Origin of the sequence: Vibrio sp. Vb0598 (assembly GCF_033338935.1) — a bacterium.
Taxonomy (GTDB): Bacteria; Pseudomonadota; Gammaproteobacteria; order Enterobacterales; family Vibrionaceae; genus Vibrio; species Vibrio alginolyticus.
In genome coordinates this window covers 1-16,288 of sequence record NZ_JAWOTP010000016.1, presented here as the reverse complement: position 1 = coordinate 16,288, position 16,288 = coordinate 1, and the positions used below count along the sequence as shown (strand labels likewise).

Here is a 16,288-nt window from a genome sequence, read left to right as displayed (position 1 = left end):
TTATCTGACCAAGCGACCAGACAGGAGTTCTCAGTTTTTGAACGAATAGGGCTATTCAAAATGATAATGAGTTGTTAAAATTGTTATCGTTATTTTGGAGGGGCTATGAAGTTCTCAGAAGCAGGTAAACTCAAAAAGCACCTGTCGATAGCGTTTCTTTTGGTTATTTATGTGGGCGTATTAGCGTATTTATCTCGTTATATCGTATAGCACAAAGCTAAAAAAGGCGCCAGTGTGACGCCTTAGGTGTAGCGAGGCTTATCGACGACTTAAATTACATATCGTCGTAGGCTTCTATTTCTGATCCCTCAATAACGTAAGCCGTTTCTGCCAGTTCGTGGTTTATCGTCTCGGTTTTCAACGTTCCAACCACATATATGACATCCCACAACTCTTGAACAGGCGCGCCTTTCGGAAACTTCACGTAAATGATCTGGTTTGGAGGCGGTGGTGGCACGTGAATACAAGCTCCAAAATATGGCACCAATAAAAATTCGGTGACGGTATCGGCATCACCTTCAAGTGGGATAACAAACCCCGGAATTTTAACTTTGCTTCCGTTCAGTTCTGGTCGAACGTTACCAATCTTGGACTGCTGGGCTGCGCCACCACTGTGATCAGATGCGGGCATGCCTATACTGTCGAATAACTTACGCTCTTTTTCTGGAACAAGGTCAATCCAGTCAAGCTTCAATGGTTCTTCGCTGGCCATAACAGGCGCTGTGAATGCGACGACCAGCAAGCAACTTGCGAGAATTTTTTTCCACATTTTATTAAATCCTTATTGTCATTCCGTCACTCAGTGACTGTCGGTAGGCGCGGAGTGCGGGAATGAAACCAATCACAATACCAGCGCATTGTACGAAACCTAATAGCATCCACTCATAAGTAGATAAGATGCTTAAGGTGAGATGTATTCCATAGTGCTGTTGGATGATCGGCTGCGCGATAGCAAGAATAGCATACAGCCCAGTAACGCCAGTAATAATACCAGCAGCAGTAAGCAAGCTGGCTTCACTAATTAAGAGTGAGAAAACATGACGAGGCCTTGCTCCCATGGCACGCAAAATCGCCATTTCACGGCGGCGTTCCTGTAGGCTAGTTAATAGACTGCTTAACATACCTAACAACCCTGCGATCACGACAAAACCAGATACTGCCATTAGGGCTTGCTCTGCAACAGACATCATTCCCCATAACTCATGCAACGCAATGCCGGGCATAATGGCGCTGAGCGGCTCTTTGGGGTAGGTGTTAATTTGTCTTTGCAGAGCGAAAGTTTGAATACGAGATTTCAAACCAACGAGCATAGCGGTAATTTGTTTGGGCTGAAAATATCTGTTTTTGAGATCTTGTGCCTTGGGTGTCGGGCCCAAACGCGCACCACTTTCCCACCCAACGTGAATGGCTTCGATGGCTTCCAATGATACATGGACGGTTTTGTCGACTGGTGTTCCTGTAGGTGCAAGGATACCGACAACTTTAAATGGCAGATTGTCATGGCGGCTAAAGCCAACGTCGCTAATGCCGTGGGCAATGATGATTTCGCTACCGATATCATAACCAAGTTGTTTAGCGACATCAGAACCTAGCACGGTTTCAAATAAACCATTGAATTCTCTACCCTTGCTAAATGTTAGTGGTTGCTTACTTCCAAACTTGTAATGCTCAAAGTAACTGTGATTGGTTCCCATAACTCGGAAGCCTTTATGCGAGTCGCCAAGCGAGATTGGAATAGCCCAATCGACTGAACGATGATTGGCAAACTCTTGGTAGCTTTTCCAATCGATGTTGTTGGTCGCATTACCAATACGAAACACAGAATAGAGCAATAGGTTCACTTGCCCAGAGCGTCCACCAATAATGAGGTCAGTGCCTGAAATTGTATTGGCGAAGCTATCCTTGGCTTGAGTTCGGATACGCTCGACGCCCAAGAGGAGTACCACTGAAATCGCAACGGTCATGATGGTTAGAATTGCCGTCGCTTTGCGGTTCATCAAGCTTTTCCAGGCGAGCTTTACAACAGCACTCATGATATGGCTCCTAGGCTAGATACTTGATTAATGTCGGGTAGATTGAGCGTGCGATCGAATAAGGGTTCGAGTGTTGGGTCGTGGCTAACGAATACCAGTGTGGCATTGGCTTGATTCGCTTGCTCCATAAGGAGCTCAATAAATGCTTTACGATTGTCATAGTCTAAAGCTGAGGTTGGTTCGTCAGCGATCACTAACTCTGGATGTCCTATCAGAGCTCGAGCCGCAGCCACACGTTGTTGTTGACCAATACTCAATTCAGAGACAGGGCGTGTATGAAGCTCGTTTGGCAAGTGCAGTCGTTCTAGTAGGGCCTGAGCCTGTTCATTTAACGTTTGAGATGAGGCACCTAAATGGGCACGGTCACGTCGTATTTTACTGAACTGACATGGCAATAATACGTTTTCAAGTACGTTAAGGTACGGCAATAAATTGAACTGTTGAAAGATGTAGCCAATATGATTGGCGCGAAAGCGGTCTCTCTGACTGGCACTTAAACTAGCAAGGTCAGTATCGAGTACAGATAGAGAGCCTGAAGTTAATGTGTTAATCCCCGTCAACAAAGCGAGCAAGGTCGATTTACCGCAGCCACTTGGACCTTTGATAAACACATGCTCGCCTTGTGTAATGTGTAATTTGGGAATGTGGATGGTTGCGTTGGTTGAACCGGGCCAGAAAAATTGGGCATCCTCTAGCTCGACAACATTTGGTGTGGTTTCAGTCATATTAAATCACCAAAGCTGTGGCGTGTAAGTGGGTACTTACACGCCACTCGTGTTATTTGATTACGATTTGGGTGTTATCTTTGCTTAATTTAATTGCTGATTGCATGGTATCAGTGAATATATTGACGCTGATGGACTCTGTAGTTGGGAATTGGTTAAACCAATCGGTTTGGATTTGGCTAAGCTGATTAACTTGTTCGCAACTGAAGCGATATTGCACCGAAAATTCACCGTGACCGCCATGATCGTGCGCTTCATCATGAGCGTCATGGTGGTCATGTTTATCATGATGTTCATTATGATCATGGTGTTCGTGCCCTTCATGATCGTGATGTGCATGGTCATCATGGTCGTGCTCACTATGATCATGTTCCTCATGAGTTTCGCTTAGGTTGTGGCTCACGTAAGCTTCTTCAACACTACAATCAGCTTGTGAGTTAATAGCGAACAATGCGTTGCTGTCTTCGAGTGTAGCGACGGCTTGTTTAAGCGCTTGCTCTTGTTGTGCGTTTTCTGGAGCATGTTCGAAACCCACAACATCAGCTCCAGGAGCTGTGATCTCTACTAACAGATCTTTGCCATCTTGGGCGATATTAAACTCGACGTGACCATGCACATGAGCACCATGCTGGCGGTATTCGTTTGCATTCGCTGCTGTCGATAAAGTGAGGCCAATAGCAAGGGCTAAAACGTGTTTTGATGACATTGTATTTTTCCTAATTTTACTGGCATTAACCAAAGGCGGTATTGCTCAGATTCGAGTTTCACTAAGTTATTGTTCCCTGACACACTAGGTGCGGAAATGAACTCAATAATTTTGAGTGTGGAATAGTTTGGAAATTAAGCAAAATAAGGAGGGGCACGAGCAGCGCCAAGAACTTCTTCGCCGTACACGAGATGCAAAAAAACATGATGATGCTGGGCGCGCGTAAAAGTCGGTGTAGAGAGGGTAGGTTGTACCTTTGCTATACCGTGCTGAACACCAGAAAATAATTGGCAATGATGATGGGTATGATGGTCGGGCGTCAGATCGACTTGATGAAGTACAACCGCAAAGTTCCAAGCGATCAGCAACGCAACACTGAAAAATAAAGCAGTGCGATACCAATATCTTAGTATTTTTTGCTGGTGGTGGTACATCTGAGCTCCTCTTACCGACTGTTATAATATAACACCCATAATGAATAAAAGTTCACTCTTTTGTTGGCTAGCAGAAAAATTTAACTCAACACATACGTGCCGAAAAATATTGGTAATACTCTCTGATGGAAGTGTCGCACTTATAAAGAGCAGAGTTATCACTGCCCATGCTTCTAATCAAATTCATATAGCTCCTTACAACAGGAACAAGGAGCCATTCAATGAAGCTAGATGTTCTGTTTAATAAGCTCAATGACTTTTGTTATCTCATCTTGCTCAAGTGCGCCCTCTTTGACAAACAGAACTTTGCCCGTTTTGTCTTGAACAATAATGGCCGAGCTTTCTTCTTTCAGGTCCCAAGTATTAGCAACTACGCCATTTTCATCAAGAACCATGGATGACCAAGGAAACTCTTTTTTGCTGTCTTGAGCTGAAGACTTCACGAAAGAGCCTGTCCCCCAAATTGCATCATCTTGGTTGATGATAGTCGTCGTCTGGTAGCTTTCTTGTGGAAAATTTGCCGCTGTTATTGCCGACATTAAAGGGGCATTCATCTCTTTTGAACTGCTACGGCCTGCGATGGCTTGAATAACACGAACTTTGCCTTGCATATGTTGAGTTGCCCAGGGTTGGTATGCAACGCCTTCGCCTTGTAAAACAATCTCGCCGTAAGCGGCAACATTGACAGGAGGAACGCTTTTTCCTACTGACAAGTTGTGTGCAAAGGTCAAGCTTGGCGTTAAGGCCAGTAGTAGAGGTAGGAGAGTCTTAGTTTTCATATTGTTATATTCCGTACGAGGTTTGGAAGCTTCCAGTATATATCCAGATCTTAGAAATTTGTAGGACCGTTGATAACATTTATTTAACGTATGGAGTGGTGTAATCTTGCGTTATATTTAGAATTTGCTAAAATGATTTCCGTCGCAAATTGCGCATTAAGATTGCAGAGGAAAAATAAGCAATCCGTGTTTTCTCAAAGGAATTGAGGTGAGTTATGCTACGTGAGTTTGCTGTATATCGACCATTACAAGTGGCCCGTTTTGTTAAAACGTTGTTCAAAGGTCAATTTTTTATTGTTGGGGTTGGCTGTTTTCAGTTCGACAATGGCAAAGTGTTACTACCTGACGTCAACGATCATAAAAGGCTCACCATCTTTAAAGAAGTCAACCAAGTGATAGCATCATTATCGGCTTAGTTAGCTTGGTACCCACTTAGATTTAGAAAAGAGCGACCATATCGGTCGCTCTTTTTGTTGCTGGTTAGGTTTATCCTTGGAGGCTTGGTGGGAAGCAAACTCCCGTTCCTCCGATGCCACAGTAACCATCAGGGTTTTTCGCCAAATATTGCTGGTGGTAGGTTTCCGCAAAGTAATACGGACCTGCTGGTTGTATTTCGGTGGTGATGTTCGCGCGCTGCTCTTCTTGCAGTGCTTGCTGATACAAGAGTTTCGATTTCTCTGCGCTCTCGAGCTGCTCCGTCGAATAAGTGTAAATTGCAGAACGATATTGAGTACCTAAGTCGTTACCTTGACGCATTCCCTGAGTTGGGTCGTGTTTTTCCCAAAAAACAGCCAGTAGCTTTTCTAATGAGATGACGCGTTCATCGAAAACGACTCGTACGACTTCTGTATGACCCGTTTTACCTGTACAGACCTCTTCATAGGTGGGATTGAGTGTATATCCCCCAGCGTAACCGACCGAAGTGGATACAACGCCGTCGAGTTGCCAAAATACGCGCTCAGCGCCCCAAAAACAGCCCATTCCGAGCAAAATCTGCTGTTGGTGTGACGCAAGAGGCGCCTTTAGGTTAGATTTATTTACAAAATGATGATCGTCAATCTGCATTGGTTGATCTCTACCTGGCAAGGCATCTTCTATACTGATCAATGTTTGTTTGTTGAGCATGGTATTTGTCCTTCAATACGTGTCTTAAATTTGCGAACTTTTTCATTTCGTCTGTATCTGATGCTGTGATGACATAGACCGCGTTAAACCTATTAATATTACAGACTTAGAATCTAATTGGCGTTATCATTATTTACGTTTACTTAACCTCATTCAGCCATAAAAGCATGATAAAAAAAGCTCTCCCCACCATTGTTGGCCTGTTTGCCTTTTCTCATGGTGCCTATGCCGATGTTTCTTTGACTTTGAAAGGCATTGATGGCGCTTTAGAAGAGAATGTCAGTGCGTATCTATCATCTATTCCAGAGAAGGATTACTCCACTTCTCTGCGTTTTCAAGCGAGATTAGATCAAAGTATCACTGAAGCGCTTAACGCGCTTGGGTATTATCATGCAAAAATTTCATACTCTATTCCTGAAGCGAATGATGAGTTAATTGTGCTCATCAAGCCGGGCTTGCCAGTGAAAGTGAAAGTCATGGATGTGGTCATCACTGGAGAGGCCAAGGACGATGAAGAATTTGCAAAACTTATTGAGCGCTCTCCGCTCAAAGTTGGCCAAGTTTTGAATCAAGGCCAATACGACAGCCTTAAGTCAGGCATTCGTAACTTGGCGCTTCAGCGTGGTTACTTCAATGGTGAGTTTACGCTAAGTCGATTAGAGGTTATCCCTGATCTGAACGAAGCTAATGTCCGTTTGCACTACAGCAGTGGAATACGTTTCAATTTTGGCGACGTTTCTTTTATTGGCAACCACATATGGGAAGACCGTGTCGCATCACTACAACCTTTTAAAGAAGGGGACCCATACAACGTTTCGAAGCTGGGCGAGTTTAACCAGAAGCTATCAAATACGGAGTGGTTTTCCTCAGTTTTTGTTGAGCCTGAATTGGATAGGCTTGATGATGGCCGAGACTTGCCAATTAAAGTGTCTTTATCTCCTGCTTCTAAGAATCAGATCGAGACGGGTATTGGTTACTCAACGGATGTCGGCGTTCGAGGAACGTTGAAGTGGAAGAAACCTTGGGTGAGCTCCCGAGGACACAGTTTCAACACCGCTTTATCCCTATCTAAGCCAGAGCAAACCGTGACTGCTTCTTACAAAATTCCTTTAGAAGATGTCGCTAACGATTATTATCAAGTTCAATATGGGCTTAAAAACCTAGACAACCGTGACACACAGAGTATCGAGTCTAACCTTGCAGTGGAACGTCATTGGTTAGCAGACGGTGGTTGGCATAATACCGTTTATGTTCGTCATTTGTACGAGAGCTTTACGCAAGGTTTACAAGATGATGAATTCAACTTCGTACTTCCAGGTGCGACATTTTCTCGGACTAGGGTTCGAGGGGGCAATATGCCAATGTGGGGAGACAAGCAAAGCATCACTATTGAGTATGGTGATACCGCTATGCTTTCTGAAACTAGAGTGCTCCGCTTAATTGGCTCGACTTCTTGGATTCGTGGTATTGGAGAGAATCATCGTGGTTTGTTCCGCTTAGAAGGTGGTGCGAATATTACCGATGAACTTGAAAAACTATCACCGTCGCTGCGTTTCTTCGCTGGTGGTGACAATAATATTCGTGGTTACGGCTATGAATCTATTTCACCTGTGGATGAGAGTGGTGCTTTGACGGGTGGTAAATACATTGTTAGCAGTACATTAGAATACCAATATCGTGTTTATGGAAACTGGTGGGCTGCAACGTTTTACGATATTGGTGATGCGTTTAATGAAACACCAGATTGGAAATCAGGTGCTGGTGTTGGTATCCGCTGGGCGTCTCCGGTGGGCCCTGTTAGTTTTGATTTTGCATGGGGGTTGGATGCAAAACCAGAACGAGAGTTTCGTATCCACTTCTCATTGGGGCCTGAGCTATGATCAAAATGATGTTTAAGTGGACCAAATGGCTGTCGCTCAGTTTGATTGGTCTATTGCTGTTGCTCATCATTATTGTCGCGACAGTTTTATTTACCCACCCAGGCCTCAAATTTGCCTTGTGGGGAGCTGAAAAAGCACTACCACAATTGCAGATTGAAAAAGTGCAGGGTTCATTGTTTCCTCGCTTCGAACTGCATAACGTCAGTTTTGTCGATGAGTCTTTGAATATCGATGCCAAAGTCGAGCGTTTAGCTTTGGCAGTGAACTTCCGCTGTTTCTTTGACCCTAAGGTCTGTGTCGATGAGTTAAGACTGCAGGGGCTTGACTTTAAGATGCCAGAACTACCGCCAGCAAGCGAGGAGCAAGAGGAAACACCACCACTGCGTTCTATCAGTACGCCAGTGCCAATTTTTGTTAATAAAGTCAGCTTTAATGACATCAATGTCAATGTGCTGGGCAATCAAATTGATTGGCAAACATTCTCGACCGCTTTGTCGATGCAGGGTGATCGTTTGGTGATCGCACCTACCGCGTTGAAAGACATTAATGTGGCTTTAGCACCAAGTGAGGCTGAACCTGAAGCGGCTGCCGAGGAGCCGAAAGAAACTGACGTTACGCCGCAAGATATTGTTTTACCCGAAGTATGGATTCCACTGACGGTTGAAGCGCGTCGTCTTGATATTCACAATTTCAAACTGGCGGGTGAAACGCCAGTGATCGTCAATCATCTTGGTTTGGTTGCAAGAGCAGGCGGTGAACGTGTTGATGTCAAAACGTTAGAGCTCGACATGCCAGAAGTGGAAGGCAAGTTGAGCACACAAGTGACGCTTTCTTCTGATTACCCTATCAAAGCGCAACTGGACGCGTTAGTGAAGCAAGCGGATGCGAAGGGACAAAAACTGTCGCTTTCGGTCTCGGGTTCGGTTGGTGATTTGTCACTAAATGCTACGCTTTCTGAGCTTGTACAAGCGGAGATCAAAGGTGATATTCAACCGCTTAAAACGCAGTTACCGTTTGATGTCGCGATTAAAAATGTACAGGCGCAATGGCCGCTATTTGGACAAAGCGATTACCAGGTTTCTGTACCAAGCTTGGCGGCAAAAGGCTCACTTGATGGCTACGAAGTCGCATTAGAAACCAAAGCGTCAGGCAAAGATATTCCCGCCGTTGATGTCGCACTAAACGGCAAAGGTACGTTAGAGCAAATTGACCTCGAAAGCCTTGTAGTGAAAACCTTAGGGGGCGAGCTCTCTGGGAAAGTCATGGCCAATTGGGCCGCGCCAATCAACTGGCAAGCTGACTTAAACCTGAAGAACATTCAACCAGGATTGCAGTGGAAAGAAGCCGAAGGGGATATCAGCGGTAATCTTTCGACTTCGGGGTCGTTAACAGAACAAGGCGGTTGGCAAGTCAGTTTGCCTAAGTTAGACATTGACGGCATTTTGCGAGGTTATCCGCTGAATGTTGAAGGGCAGCTTGAAGCGTCTGACAAGAACGGCAAAGGCGAAGACATCCAACTTACCACTCAGGGTTTAGCGCTTTCTCATGGCCCGAACCAACTGAGTGCAAAGGGTAAGATCGATAAGCAAATTCTGATGGATGTTGAGGTTAACTTCCCTGATTTTGCAAAAAGTGTTCCGGATCTTGCAGGTAAAATGCAAGGTAAAGTCGCACTACGTGGTAGCTTGAAAGAACCAGACATCAATCTTGATCTCGCTTTAAATCAGATAAACTGGCAGCAACAGGCGAACGTAGAAACGATCACCTTAAAGGGTGATGTGAAGCCTCTGCCAGCCCCAAAAGCGAACATAAGCCTAATTGCGAACAACATTACCTATGACGACATAAAAGTTGATAGTGCTGACCTTGAAGTCTCTGGGGATGAAAAACTGCATCAACTGACGCTCGATGTAGTGTCTGACCTGGTGTCGACCAGTTTAGAAATTGAAGGGGCATTCCAGCAGAAACCAGAAATGATTTGGGATGGGGCGCTGCGCCGCTTGACGCTGAGCTCGCAACAAGGCCCGTGGGCGTTGCAAAAATCGACCGCGGTGAAGGTCAATATTGACAAACAGATCGCGAACGTTCAAGCGCATTGTTGGTTGCAAGCGGAGTCGAGCGTATGTCTAACCGAAGACATTAGTGTTGGTAAGAGTGGCCAGGCGAAGCTAGCCATCAATGATTTTGATTTTGACCAAATCAAGCAATTCCTGCCGCCAGAAACCAAGCTGCAAGGCTCGGTTAATGCACAGGCTTTTGCTAAATGGGCACCAGAGAAAAAGCCTGAAGTAACCTTAAGTGTCAATATGCCAAAAGGCCAAGTTGAACAAGCGCTTGAGCAGCCAATTAAAGTCGGTTGGGAAAGCTTCAACTTTAAAGCGGCATTAGCGAAAGACAAGCTTGATGCCGAGTGGCTATTTGATGTGAAAGATAACGGTGACTTGTCTGGTAAGGTTTCTTTACTGAATGTCTCGTCTGAAAAGCCCACTATTGATGGTAAGGTTTCACTCTCTACGTTCCACTTGGACTTCTTGGCACCGTTGATTGGTGAGTACAGCTTGTTTAAAGCAAACATGAATACTGACCTAGCGATATCAGGTGACGTCATGCATCCGAAGGTGAATGGTCAGTTCTTGATTGACCAAATGAAGCTACAGGGTGAAGTCACACCGATAGATATAAACTCAGGGCAGGTCGTCATCAACTTTAAAGGCCATCAAGCGGACTTGGATGCCGGGATTCTAACCCCGGATGGTGAGTTGAACGTTACCGGTGATGCCGACTGGCAGGACTTACAGAACTGGCGTACTAAAGCGCGTGTATTTGCTAAAGAGCTCAATGTTGATTTGCCCCCAATGGTAAAAATCAAAGTTGAGCCTGACATGACAATAGATGTGACTCCTCAGCTTGCGAAAATTGAGGGTGATATTAATTTGCCATGGGGCAGAATTGTCGTCGAAGAGCTTCCACCAAGTGCGGTAGGCGTATCGAGTGACACCGTTATTCTCGATAAAAACTTGCAGCCAGTGGACGATGTCGCTGCGATGCCGTTTGATGTGGAAACGAACATCAACATTAAAATTGGTGATGACTTCCAACTTGCCGCTTTTGGTTTAAAAGGTGGGTTGAAAGGGAACCTAAACGTGACACAAAAAGACAAAGGTCCGTTCATCGTTGGTGAAGTGAATGTTGTCGATGGTTCCTATCGTTCGTTTGGTCAGGACTTATTGATTAAAGAAGGTAAGATTCTGATGAATGGTCCACCAGATCAACCTTACTTGTCTATCAAAGCGATTCGTAATCCAGACAATACTCAAGATGATGTCATTGCGGGGGTACAAGTGTCGGGCCCAGCATCTGATCCGAGTATAGAAATTTTCTCAGAGCCAGCGATGAACCAAGCCAATGCGCTTTCTTATCTACTTCGTGGTCAAGATATTGATGGTGAAGCCGGTGGTAATGCAATGACGACTACCTTAATTGGTTTAAGCTTGGCGAAGAGTGGTCGTGTGGTTGGTGAAATCGGTGAAGCCTTTGGCGTACAGGATTTACAGCTGGACACTGCTGGGTCGGGCGATGATTCGCAAGTGACGGTGAGTGGTTATATTCTGCCAGGTTTGCAGGTGAAATATGGTGTCGGCATCTTTAACTCCCTAGGTGAGTTCACTGTGCGTTACCGATTGATGCAAGACTTGTATTTAGAAGCGGTATCTGGTGTAGATAGCGCCGTTGACCTACTCTATCAGTTTGAGTTCGATTAAAGTGCTTTAACCTAAGCATATACAGTCATGACTAAGGAGTGGTTATGCAGCATTTGATTTTTGTCTACGGCACGTTACGCAAGGGAGAGTACAACCATCAGTATTTGCGCTCGGCGCAGTTTCTTGGTTTACATGAAACGGATGCTCAATTTGCAATGTATGACTTAGGCCCTTATCCAGCGTTGTCTGTTGGGCAACGCTCGATTCAAGGTGAAGTGTATCTGATTGATGATGAAACCTTATCCGAGCTAGATAAGTTGGAAGATGTGCCAGTGGAATATCGCCGAGAGAGCATCGTCACGCCGTTTGGCCAAGCTTGGATCTACTTATATCAAGATACTGAGCAATTAACCGAAGAAATCTCTTCCGGAGATTGGTGTCAAAAGGTGTGAGCTATACTGACATTATCAATAGCAACGAGCTAAACACTAAGGAGTCACGATGAAAGCATTCGTAATTGGAGTAATGGCGTTGCTTCTTGCTGCATGCGCACAAACAACACTACCGACTTCGAATAATGTGACCGATTGGCAAGTGTTTGGTAAGCAGTCAGCTTTAGATGGATTACGGGAGTTATCTGAGGAGCGAATTGCGAAGCTGGATGATGTTAACCATGCGACGCCAGAACTGATAATGGCTTATCAAGCGGGTTACCAGCAAGGCAAACAAGAGTATTGTGAGCAAAGTGCTTATATGCTCGGTGTTATCGGGCGGCCGTATTTTGGCATTTGTGATGATGTTGACCCCTTCTTTCAACATGACTACGACGCTGGACGAATGTCTTCAGCAGGCGCACCTATCTAGTTGACACAGGTAAGATGAAAGCAAAAGAGCTGCCCTAGAGCAGCTCTTTTTAATTTTGTATCAGCAGTGATGCTTATTTTTTCTGAGCTCGCTCGTAAGATTCTAGGATTTCAGCTTTGGCGGCAGCAACATCTGCCCAACCATCCACTTTCACCCATTTGCCTGCTTCAAGCTCTTTGTAACGCTCAAAGAATTGCGTGATCTGCGCTTTCAGTAGTTCTGGGATATCGCCCACATCTTGGATGTGCTCGTACTCTTTCGAGATTTTTGAGTGGGGAACCGCAAACACTTTTGCATCTTCACCCGATTCATCTGTCATCTTCAAAACGCCAACAGGACGGCAGCGAATGACTGAACCTGGCATGAGTGGGTATGGTGTTGGTACCAATACGTCGACTGGGTCGCCATCAAGAGACAGGGTATTGTTCACGTAGCCATAGTTGCATGGGTAGAACATTGGTGCAGACATGAAACGGTCGACAAATACAGCACCAGAGTCTTTATCTACTTCGTACTTGATTGGATCTGCATTTGCAGGAATTTCGATAACGACATAGATATCTTCAGGCAGCGACTTGCCTGCTGGTACATGGTTTAAGCTCATTAGAATATTCCTTTTCATTAACGATGAGTCACACAAAAGCGGCTTCATCTGATGATAAATTCGCGTTTCACTTTAGCGACAAAAACGCGGCAGGTAAACACCTGCCGCGTTGGACAAAGGTCTGAAATTATTCTTCGTCGCGGTGCAGTTCAAGGAACTCTTCAACTTTGCGAACCATGTTCTTCGAACCCACAAAGAAAGGTACACGCTGGTGCAACTCAGTAGGCTTGATGTCCATAATGCGATTCACGCCGTCCGATGCAATGCCGCCAGCTTGCTCAATGAGGAATGCCATAGGGTTACATTCGTAAAGCAGGCGTAGCTTGCCTTGTGGGTGGCTTTGTGTGCTTGGGTAAAGGTAGATACCACCTTTCAGTAGGTTGCGGTGGAAATCAGCAACCAGTGAGCCAATGTAGCGAGAAGTGTATGGGCGACCGTCTTCTGGCACGTTTTCTTGGCAGTACTTGATGTACTTCTTCACCCCTTGAGGGAAACGAATGTAATTACCTTCGTTGATGGAGTAGATCTTACCATCATCAGGAATCATCATGTTTTCATGAGAAAGACAGAAGCTGCCGATAGATGGGTCGTAAGTAAAGCCGTTTACGCCGTTACCAGTTGTGTATACCAACATGGTGGAGGAGCCGTAAATTACGTAGCCCGCAGCCACTTGTTTGTGACCAGGTTGTAGGAAGTCTTCTTCAGTTGGTGGAGTACCGATTGGAGAAACACGACGGTAAATCGAGAAGATAGTACCAACAGAGACGTTCACATCGATGTTAGAAGAACCATCAAGTGGGTCCATCAGTACTACATATTTGGCGTTTTGGTTGAGTTCTTTATTGAACGCAACTGCTTCGTCTTCTTCTTCACTGGCAACGCCACACACTTGATCACGAGCTTCAAGCGCGGCTTTGAACTTATCGTTCGCGTAAACATCGAGCTTTTGCTGATCTTCACCTTGGACATTTTCCGTGCCTACAGCACCAGTGATATCACCGAGACCCGCTGCGTTGATTTCGCGGTTAACGATTTTTGCAGCTAAACGAATGGAGGCTAAAAGGGATGATAGATCACCGCTAGCGTGGGGGAAATCCGCTTGTTTTTCGACAATGAACTCGCCTAGGGTGCGCAGTCCTGACATGGTTAATCCTTACATTTTCATTTCATTGGGGGTAGTGCGCAAGTGAGCATCTCTTTATGGATGTTAAACGATTGCGCTGGATGTAAGTTTAAGTCGCAGATCTTTTTAATGGTAATGAAGTAACTGTTTGAGATCTCAATTTATTTGTAGACTTGTTTGAGGGATTCATCAGTAAGCAAGAGGTTGTACAGTCTGTGTTCAACCTTGTCATATTTGTGAAAGGGACTGCAAGAAGAAGGCTAAAGTCACTCGCTTTTCAGGCGGTAATCGCGATAATGAAAGCATTAAAAAACGCATTACAAGGTTTAGTTTATGCACATTCATATCTTGGGTATCTGTGGCACATTTATGGGCGGCGCAGCGATTCTAGCGCGCCAATTAGGACATAAAGTCACTGGTTCTGATGCCAACGTTTATCCGCCAATGAGCACACTGCTTGAGTCTCAAGGTATTGAAATTATTGAAGGCTTTGACCCGTCTCAACTCGACCCTCAACCAGATCTTGTGGTGATTGGTAATGCGATGAGCCGTGGCAACCCTTGTGTCGAGCATGTGCTCAACACTAACATGCGTTACACCTCTGGCCCGCAGTGGCTCAACGAGTTTTTGCTGCATGATCGTTGGGTATTGGCGGTATCGGGTACACATGGGAAAACGACCACGTCGAGCATGCTTGCTTGGATACTTGAAGATTGTGGTTATCAACCGGGTTTCTTAGTCGGTGGGGTACTCGGTAACTTCGGAGTGTCTGCTCGTTTGGGTGAAAGCATGTTTTTTGTCGTTGAAGCCGACGAATATGACAGTGCTTTTTTCGATAAGCGTTCTAAGTTTGTGCATTACCATCCTCGCACTTTAATCATGAACAATCTTGAGTTTGATCATGCCGACATCTTCGATGATCTAGAAGCGATCAAACGCCAATTCCATCATTTAGTGCGAACTGTACCGGGCAATGGATTGATCTTAGCGCCGAGGCAGGATCAAGCGTTAGCGGATGTATTAGAGCGTGGTTGCTGGACAGAAAAGCAGTTTTCAGGTGTTGATGGCGACTGGCAAGCGCACAAATTAGTGCTTGATGGCTCAAAGTTTGACGTTGCGTTGCAAGGTGAGAAGGTTGGTACCGTCGAATGGAATTTGGTGGGTGACCACAATGTGGATAATGCGCTGATGGCAATCGCTGCTGCACGACATGTTGGAGTCACTCCGGATCTTGCTTGCCAGGCATTAGGGCGTTTCATCAATACCAAGCGCCGTTTAGAGCTGAAAGGTGAAGAACAAGGTGTGACGGTTTACGATGATTTTGCGCATCACCCAACGGCAATTGAACTTACTGTCGGTGGTTTGCGTAACAAGGTAGGTGAAAAACGCATCCTTGCTGTGTTAGAGCCGCGGTCTGCCACCATGAAGCGTGGTGTACACAAAAACACACTTGCAGAGTCACTACACAGTGCAGATGAAGTCTTCTTGTTCCAGCCAGATAATATCGAGTGGTCTGTGCAAGACATTGCCGACCAATGCAAACAGCCAGCGTTTGTCGATGCGGATATAGATAACTTTGTAGCCAAGATCGTCGAACGTGCGCGACCAGGTGACCAAATTCTAGTCATGAGCAACGGTGGCTTTGGTGGTATTCACGGAAAACTTCTTGAGCAGTTAAAACAAAAAGCCTGATTTATATGCAAAACAAAACACAACCCTCTCACAAAAAAGCCATCACGTTGGCATTAACGGGGGCTTCTGGTGCTCCCTACGGCCTTCGTCTTTTAGAATGCTTGGTTGCGGCGGATTATCATGTCTACGTTCTGATTTCTTCGGCAGCTCGTGTTGTGATGGCAACCGAGCATAATCTTAAGCTACCAAGTGGCCCAGAAGCGGCGCAGCAAGCATTGGTAGAGCACCTGAACTGCAATCCCGATAACATCACCGTTTGCGGTAAAGATGACTGGTTCTCACCGGTTGCGTCTGGTTCTGCTGCACCAAAGCAAATGGTGGTTTGCCCATGTTCTGCGGGAAGCGTTGCAGCGATTGCGCATGGTATGTCAGATAACTTGATCGAGCGGGCCGCTGATGTGGTAATGAAAGAGCGCGGGCAGCTGTTGCTCGTGGTTCGCGAAACACCATTTTCAACGCTACATCTGGAGAACATGCACAAACTGTCGCAAATGGGCGTCACCATCATGCCAGCAGCTCCAGGCTTCTATCATCAGCCAAAGAGTATTGAAGACTTAGTGGATTTTATGGTGGCGAGAATTCTTGACCACTTAGGTATTGAGCAAGGTTTGGTGCCTCGTTG

The 16,288-nt window shown here is 45.5% G+C and carries 16 protein-coding genes; 7 read left to right on the top strand and 9 right to left on the bottom strand.

All coding sequences use genetic code 11. The features are described from left to right. Nucleotides 1-274 precede the first annotated feature (274 nt). From R7Q38_RS15965 to R7Q38_RS15940, 6 genes are all read right to left on the bottom strand, one after another. Nucleotides 275-769: a DUF3299 domain-containing protein gene (locus R7Q38_RS15965; RefSeq protein ID WP_239938859.1), complete on the bottom strand. Its 495-nt coding sequence runs from the start codon at nucleotides 767-769 to the stop codon at nucleotides 275-277. A gap of 4 nt (nucleotides 770-773) precedes the next feature. Beyond that, nucleotides 774-2,033, bottom strand: coding sequence for an ABC transporter permease (locus tag R7Q38_RS15960; RefSeq protein WP_239938860.1), 1,260 nt, complete (start codon nucleotides 2,031-2,033; stop codon nucleotides 774-776). Beyond that, a complete protein-coding gene (locus tag R7Q38_RS15955; RefSeq protein WP_042522447.1) occupies nucleotides 2,030-2,758 on the bottom strand; it encodes an ABC transporter ATP-binding protein in 729 nt (242 codons plus the stop codon). The genes R7Q38_RS15960 and R7Q38_RS15955 overlap by 4 nt, the downstream gene beginning before the upstream one ends. A gap of 52 nt (nucleotides 2,759-2,810) precedes the next feature. Beyond that, nucleotides 2,811-3,464 (bottom strand): zinc uptake protein ZrgA, encoded by a 654-nt coding sequence (zrgA, locus tag R7Q38_RS15950; protein ID WP_054576634.1) that lies wholly within the window; start codon nucleotides 3,462-3,464, stop codon nucleotides 2,811-2,813. 134 nt (nucleotides 3,465-3,598) lie between these two features. Then, entirely contained in the window at nucleotides 3,599-3,898 is a 300-nt protein-coding gene (locus R7Q38_RS15945; protein WP_080996158.1) for a DUF2607 family protein, read from the bottom strand. A 227-nt stretch (nucleotides 3,899-4,125) separates the two neighbouring features. Then, nucleotides 4,126-4,677, bottom strand: a complete 552-nt coding sequence (locus R7Q38_RS15940; protein ID WP_005383122.1) for a YtfJ family protein — start codon at nucleotides 4,675-4,677, stop codon at nucleotides 4,126-4,128. A gap of 215 nt (nucleotides 4,678-4,892) precedes the next feature. On the opposite strand from R7Q38_RS15940, the gene R7Q38_RS15935 reads away from it, so the two are divergent. Next, nucleotides 4,893-5,093, top strand: a complete 201-nt coding sequence (locus tag R7Q38_RS15935) for a DUF1107 domain-containing protein (RefSeq protein WP_005379612.1) — start codon at nucleotides 4,893-4,895, stop codon at nucleotides 5,091-5,093. A 70-nt stretch (nucleotides 5,094-5,163) separates the two neighbouring features. On the opposite strand, the gene msrA is transcribed toward R7Q38_RS15935, so the two are convergent. Further along, nucleotides 5,164-5,802 (bottom strand): peptide-methionine (S)-S-oxide reductase MsrA, encoded by a 639-nt coding sequence (gene msrA, locus R7Q38_RS15930; protein ID WP_239938862.1) that lies wholly within the window; start codon nucleotides 5,800-5,802, stop codon nucleotides 5,164-5,166. Between the two features lie 167 nt (nucleotides 5,803-5,969). Here msrA and R7Q38_RS15925 point away from each other — a divergent pair, with 167 nt between their 5' ends. The 4 genes from R7Q38_RS15925 to R7Q38_RS15910 are packed head-to-tail and all read left to right on the top strand — an operon-like array spanning nucleotide 5,970 to nucleotide 12,247. Further along, nucleotides 5,970-7,682: an autotransporter assembly complex protein TamA gene (locus tag R7Q38_RS15925; RefSeq protein ID WP_005383121.1), complete on the top strand. Its 1,713-nt coding sequence runs from the start codon at nucleotides 5,970-5,972 to the stop codon at nucleotides 7,680-7,682. Beyond that, nucleotides 7,679-11,443 carry a translocation/assembly module TamB domain-containing protein gene (locus R7Q38_RS15920; protein WP_239938864.1) on the top strand — a complete coding sequence of 1,255 codons (3,765 nt, stop codon included), beginning with the start codon at nucleotides 7,679-7,681 and terminating at the stop codon, nucleotides 11,441-11,443. Before R7Q38_RS15925 ends, R7Q38_RS15920 begins: the two co-directional genes overlap by 4 nt. Before the next feature lie 44 nt (nucleotides 11,444-11,487). Next, nucleotides 11,488-11,835: a gamma-glutamylcyclotransferase gene (locus R7Q38_RS15915; protein ID WP_206953619.1), complete on the top strand. Its 348-nt coding sequence runs from the start codon at nucleotides 11,488-11,490 to the stop codon at nucleotides 11,833-11,835. Between the two features lie 49 nt (nucleotides 11,836-11,884). Next, complete coding sequence (locus R7Q38_RS15910) at nucleotides 11,885-12,247, top strand: DUF2799 domain-containing protein (RefSeq protein WP_017633454.1); 363 nt, start codon at nucleotides 11,885-11,887, stop codon at nucleotides 12,245-12,247. 73 nt (nucleotides 12,248-12,320) lie between these two features. Here the strand turns inward: R7Q38_RS15910 and ppa are convergent, their stop codons facing one another. Then, nucleotides 12,321-12,851 carry an inorganic diphosphatase gene (gene ppa, locus R7Q38_RS15905; protein WP_054574250.1) on the bottom strand — a complete coding sequence of 177 codons (531 nt, stop codon included), beginning with the start codon at nucleotides 12,849-12,851 and terminating at the stop codon, nucleotides 12,321-12,323. Nucleotides 12,852-12,978: 127 nt separating this feature from the next. Beyond that, nucleotides 12,979-13,995: a class 1 fructose-bisphosphatase gene (gene fbp / locus R7Q38_RS15900; protein ID WP_005383114.1), complete on the bottom strand. Its 1,017-nt coding sequence runs from the start codon at nucleotides 13,993-13,995 to the stop codon at nucleotides 12,979-12,981. Nucleotides 13,996-14,307: 312 nt separating this feature from the next. Between fbp and mpl the strand changes: the two genes are divergently transcribed. Beyond that, nucleotides 14,308-15,666 (top strand): UDP-N-acetylmuramate:L-alanyl-gamma-D-glutamyl-meso-diaminopimelate ligase, encoded by a 1,359-nt coding sequence (gene mpl, locus R7Q38_RS15895; protein ID WP_171345712.1) that lies wholly within the window; start codon nucleotides 14,308-14,310, stop codon nucleotides 15,664-15,666. Between the two features lie 5 nt (nucleotides 15,667-15,671). Continuing rightward, a partial coding sequence (locus R7Q38_RS15890; protein ID WP_318114285.1) for a flavin prenyltransferase UbiX occupies nucleotides 15,672-16,288 on the top strand: 617 nt, incomplete at its 3' end.

What these genes read in the sequence shown, in the direction of transcription:
- R7Q38_RS15945 (WP_080996158.1), bottom strand. Translation starts at nt 3,898, where the DNA reads ATGTACCACCACCAGCAAAAAATACTAAGATATTGGTATCGCACTGCT.
- R7Q38_RS15920 (WP_239938864.1), top strand. Translation starts at nt 7,679, where the DNA reads ATGATCAAAATGATGTTTAAGTGGACCAAATGGCTGTCGCTCAGTTTG.
- R7Q38_RS15915 (WP_206953619.1), top strand. Translation starts at nt 11,488, where the DNA reads ATGCAGCATTTGATTTTTGTCTACGGCACGTTACGCAAGGGAGAGTAC.
- R7Q38_RS15940 (WP_005383122.1), bottom strand. Translation starts at nt 4,677, where the DNA reads ATGAAAACTAAGACTCTCCTACCTCTACTACTGGCCTTAACGCCAAGC.
- R7Q38_RS15935 (WP_005379612.1), top strand. Translation starts at nt 4,893, where the DNA reads ATGCTACGTGAGTTTGCTGTATATCGACCATTACAAGTGGCCCGTTTT.
- fbp (WP_005383114.1), bottom strand. Translation starts at nt 13,995, where the DNA reads ATGTCAGGACTGCGCACCCTAGGCGAGTTCATTGTCGAAAAACAAGCG.
- R7Q38_RS15910 (WP_017633454.1), top strand. Translation starts at nt 11,885, where the DNA reads ATGAAAGCATTCGTAATTGGAGTAATGGCGTTGCTTCTTGCTGCATGC.
- zrgA (WP_054576634.1), bottom strand. Translation starts at nt 3,464, where the DNA reads ATGTCATCAAAACACGTTTTAGCCCTTGCTATTGGCCTCACTTTATCG.
- msrA (WP_239938862.1), bottom strand. Translation starts at nt 5,802, where the DNA reads ATGCTCAACAAACAAACATTGATCAGTATAGAAGATGCCTTGCCAGGT.
- R7Q38_RS15955 (WP_042522447.1), bottom strand. Translation starts at nt 2,758, where the DNA reads ATGACTGAAACCACACCAAATGTTGTCGAGCTAGAGGATGCCCAATTT.
- R7Q38_RS15960 (WP_239938860.1), bottom strand. Translation starts at nt 2,033, where the DNA reads ATGAGTGCTGTTGTAAAGCTCGCCTGGAAAAGCTTGATGAACCGCAAA.
- mpl (WP_171345712.1), top strand. Translation starts at nt 14,308, where the DNA reads ATGCACATTCATATCTTGGGTATCTGTGGCACATTTATGGGCGGCGCA.
- ppa (WP_054574250.1), bottom strand. Translation starts at nt 12,851, where the DNA reads ATGAGCTTAAACCATGTACCAGCAGGCAAGTCGCTGCCTGAAGATATC.
- R7Q38_RS15925 (WP_005383121.1), top strand. Translation starts at nt 5,970, where the DNA reads ATGATAAAAAAAGCTCTCCCCACCATTGTTGGCCTGTTTGCCTTTTCT.
- R7Q38_RS15965 (WP_239938859.1), bottom strand. Translation starts at nt 769, where the DNA reads ATGTGGAAAAAAATTCTCGCAAGTTGCTTGCTGGTCGTCGCATTCACA.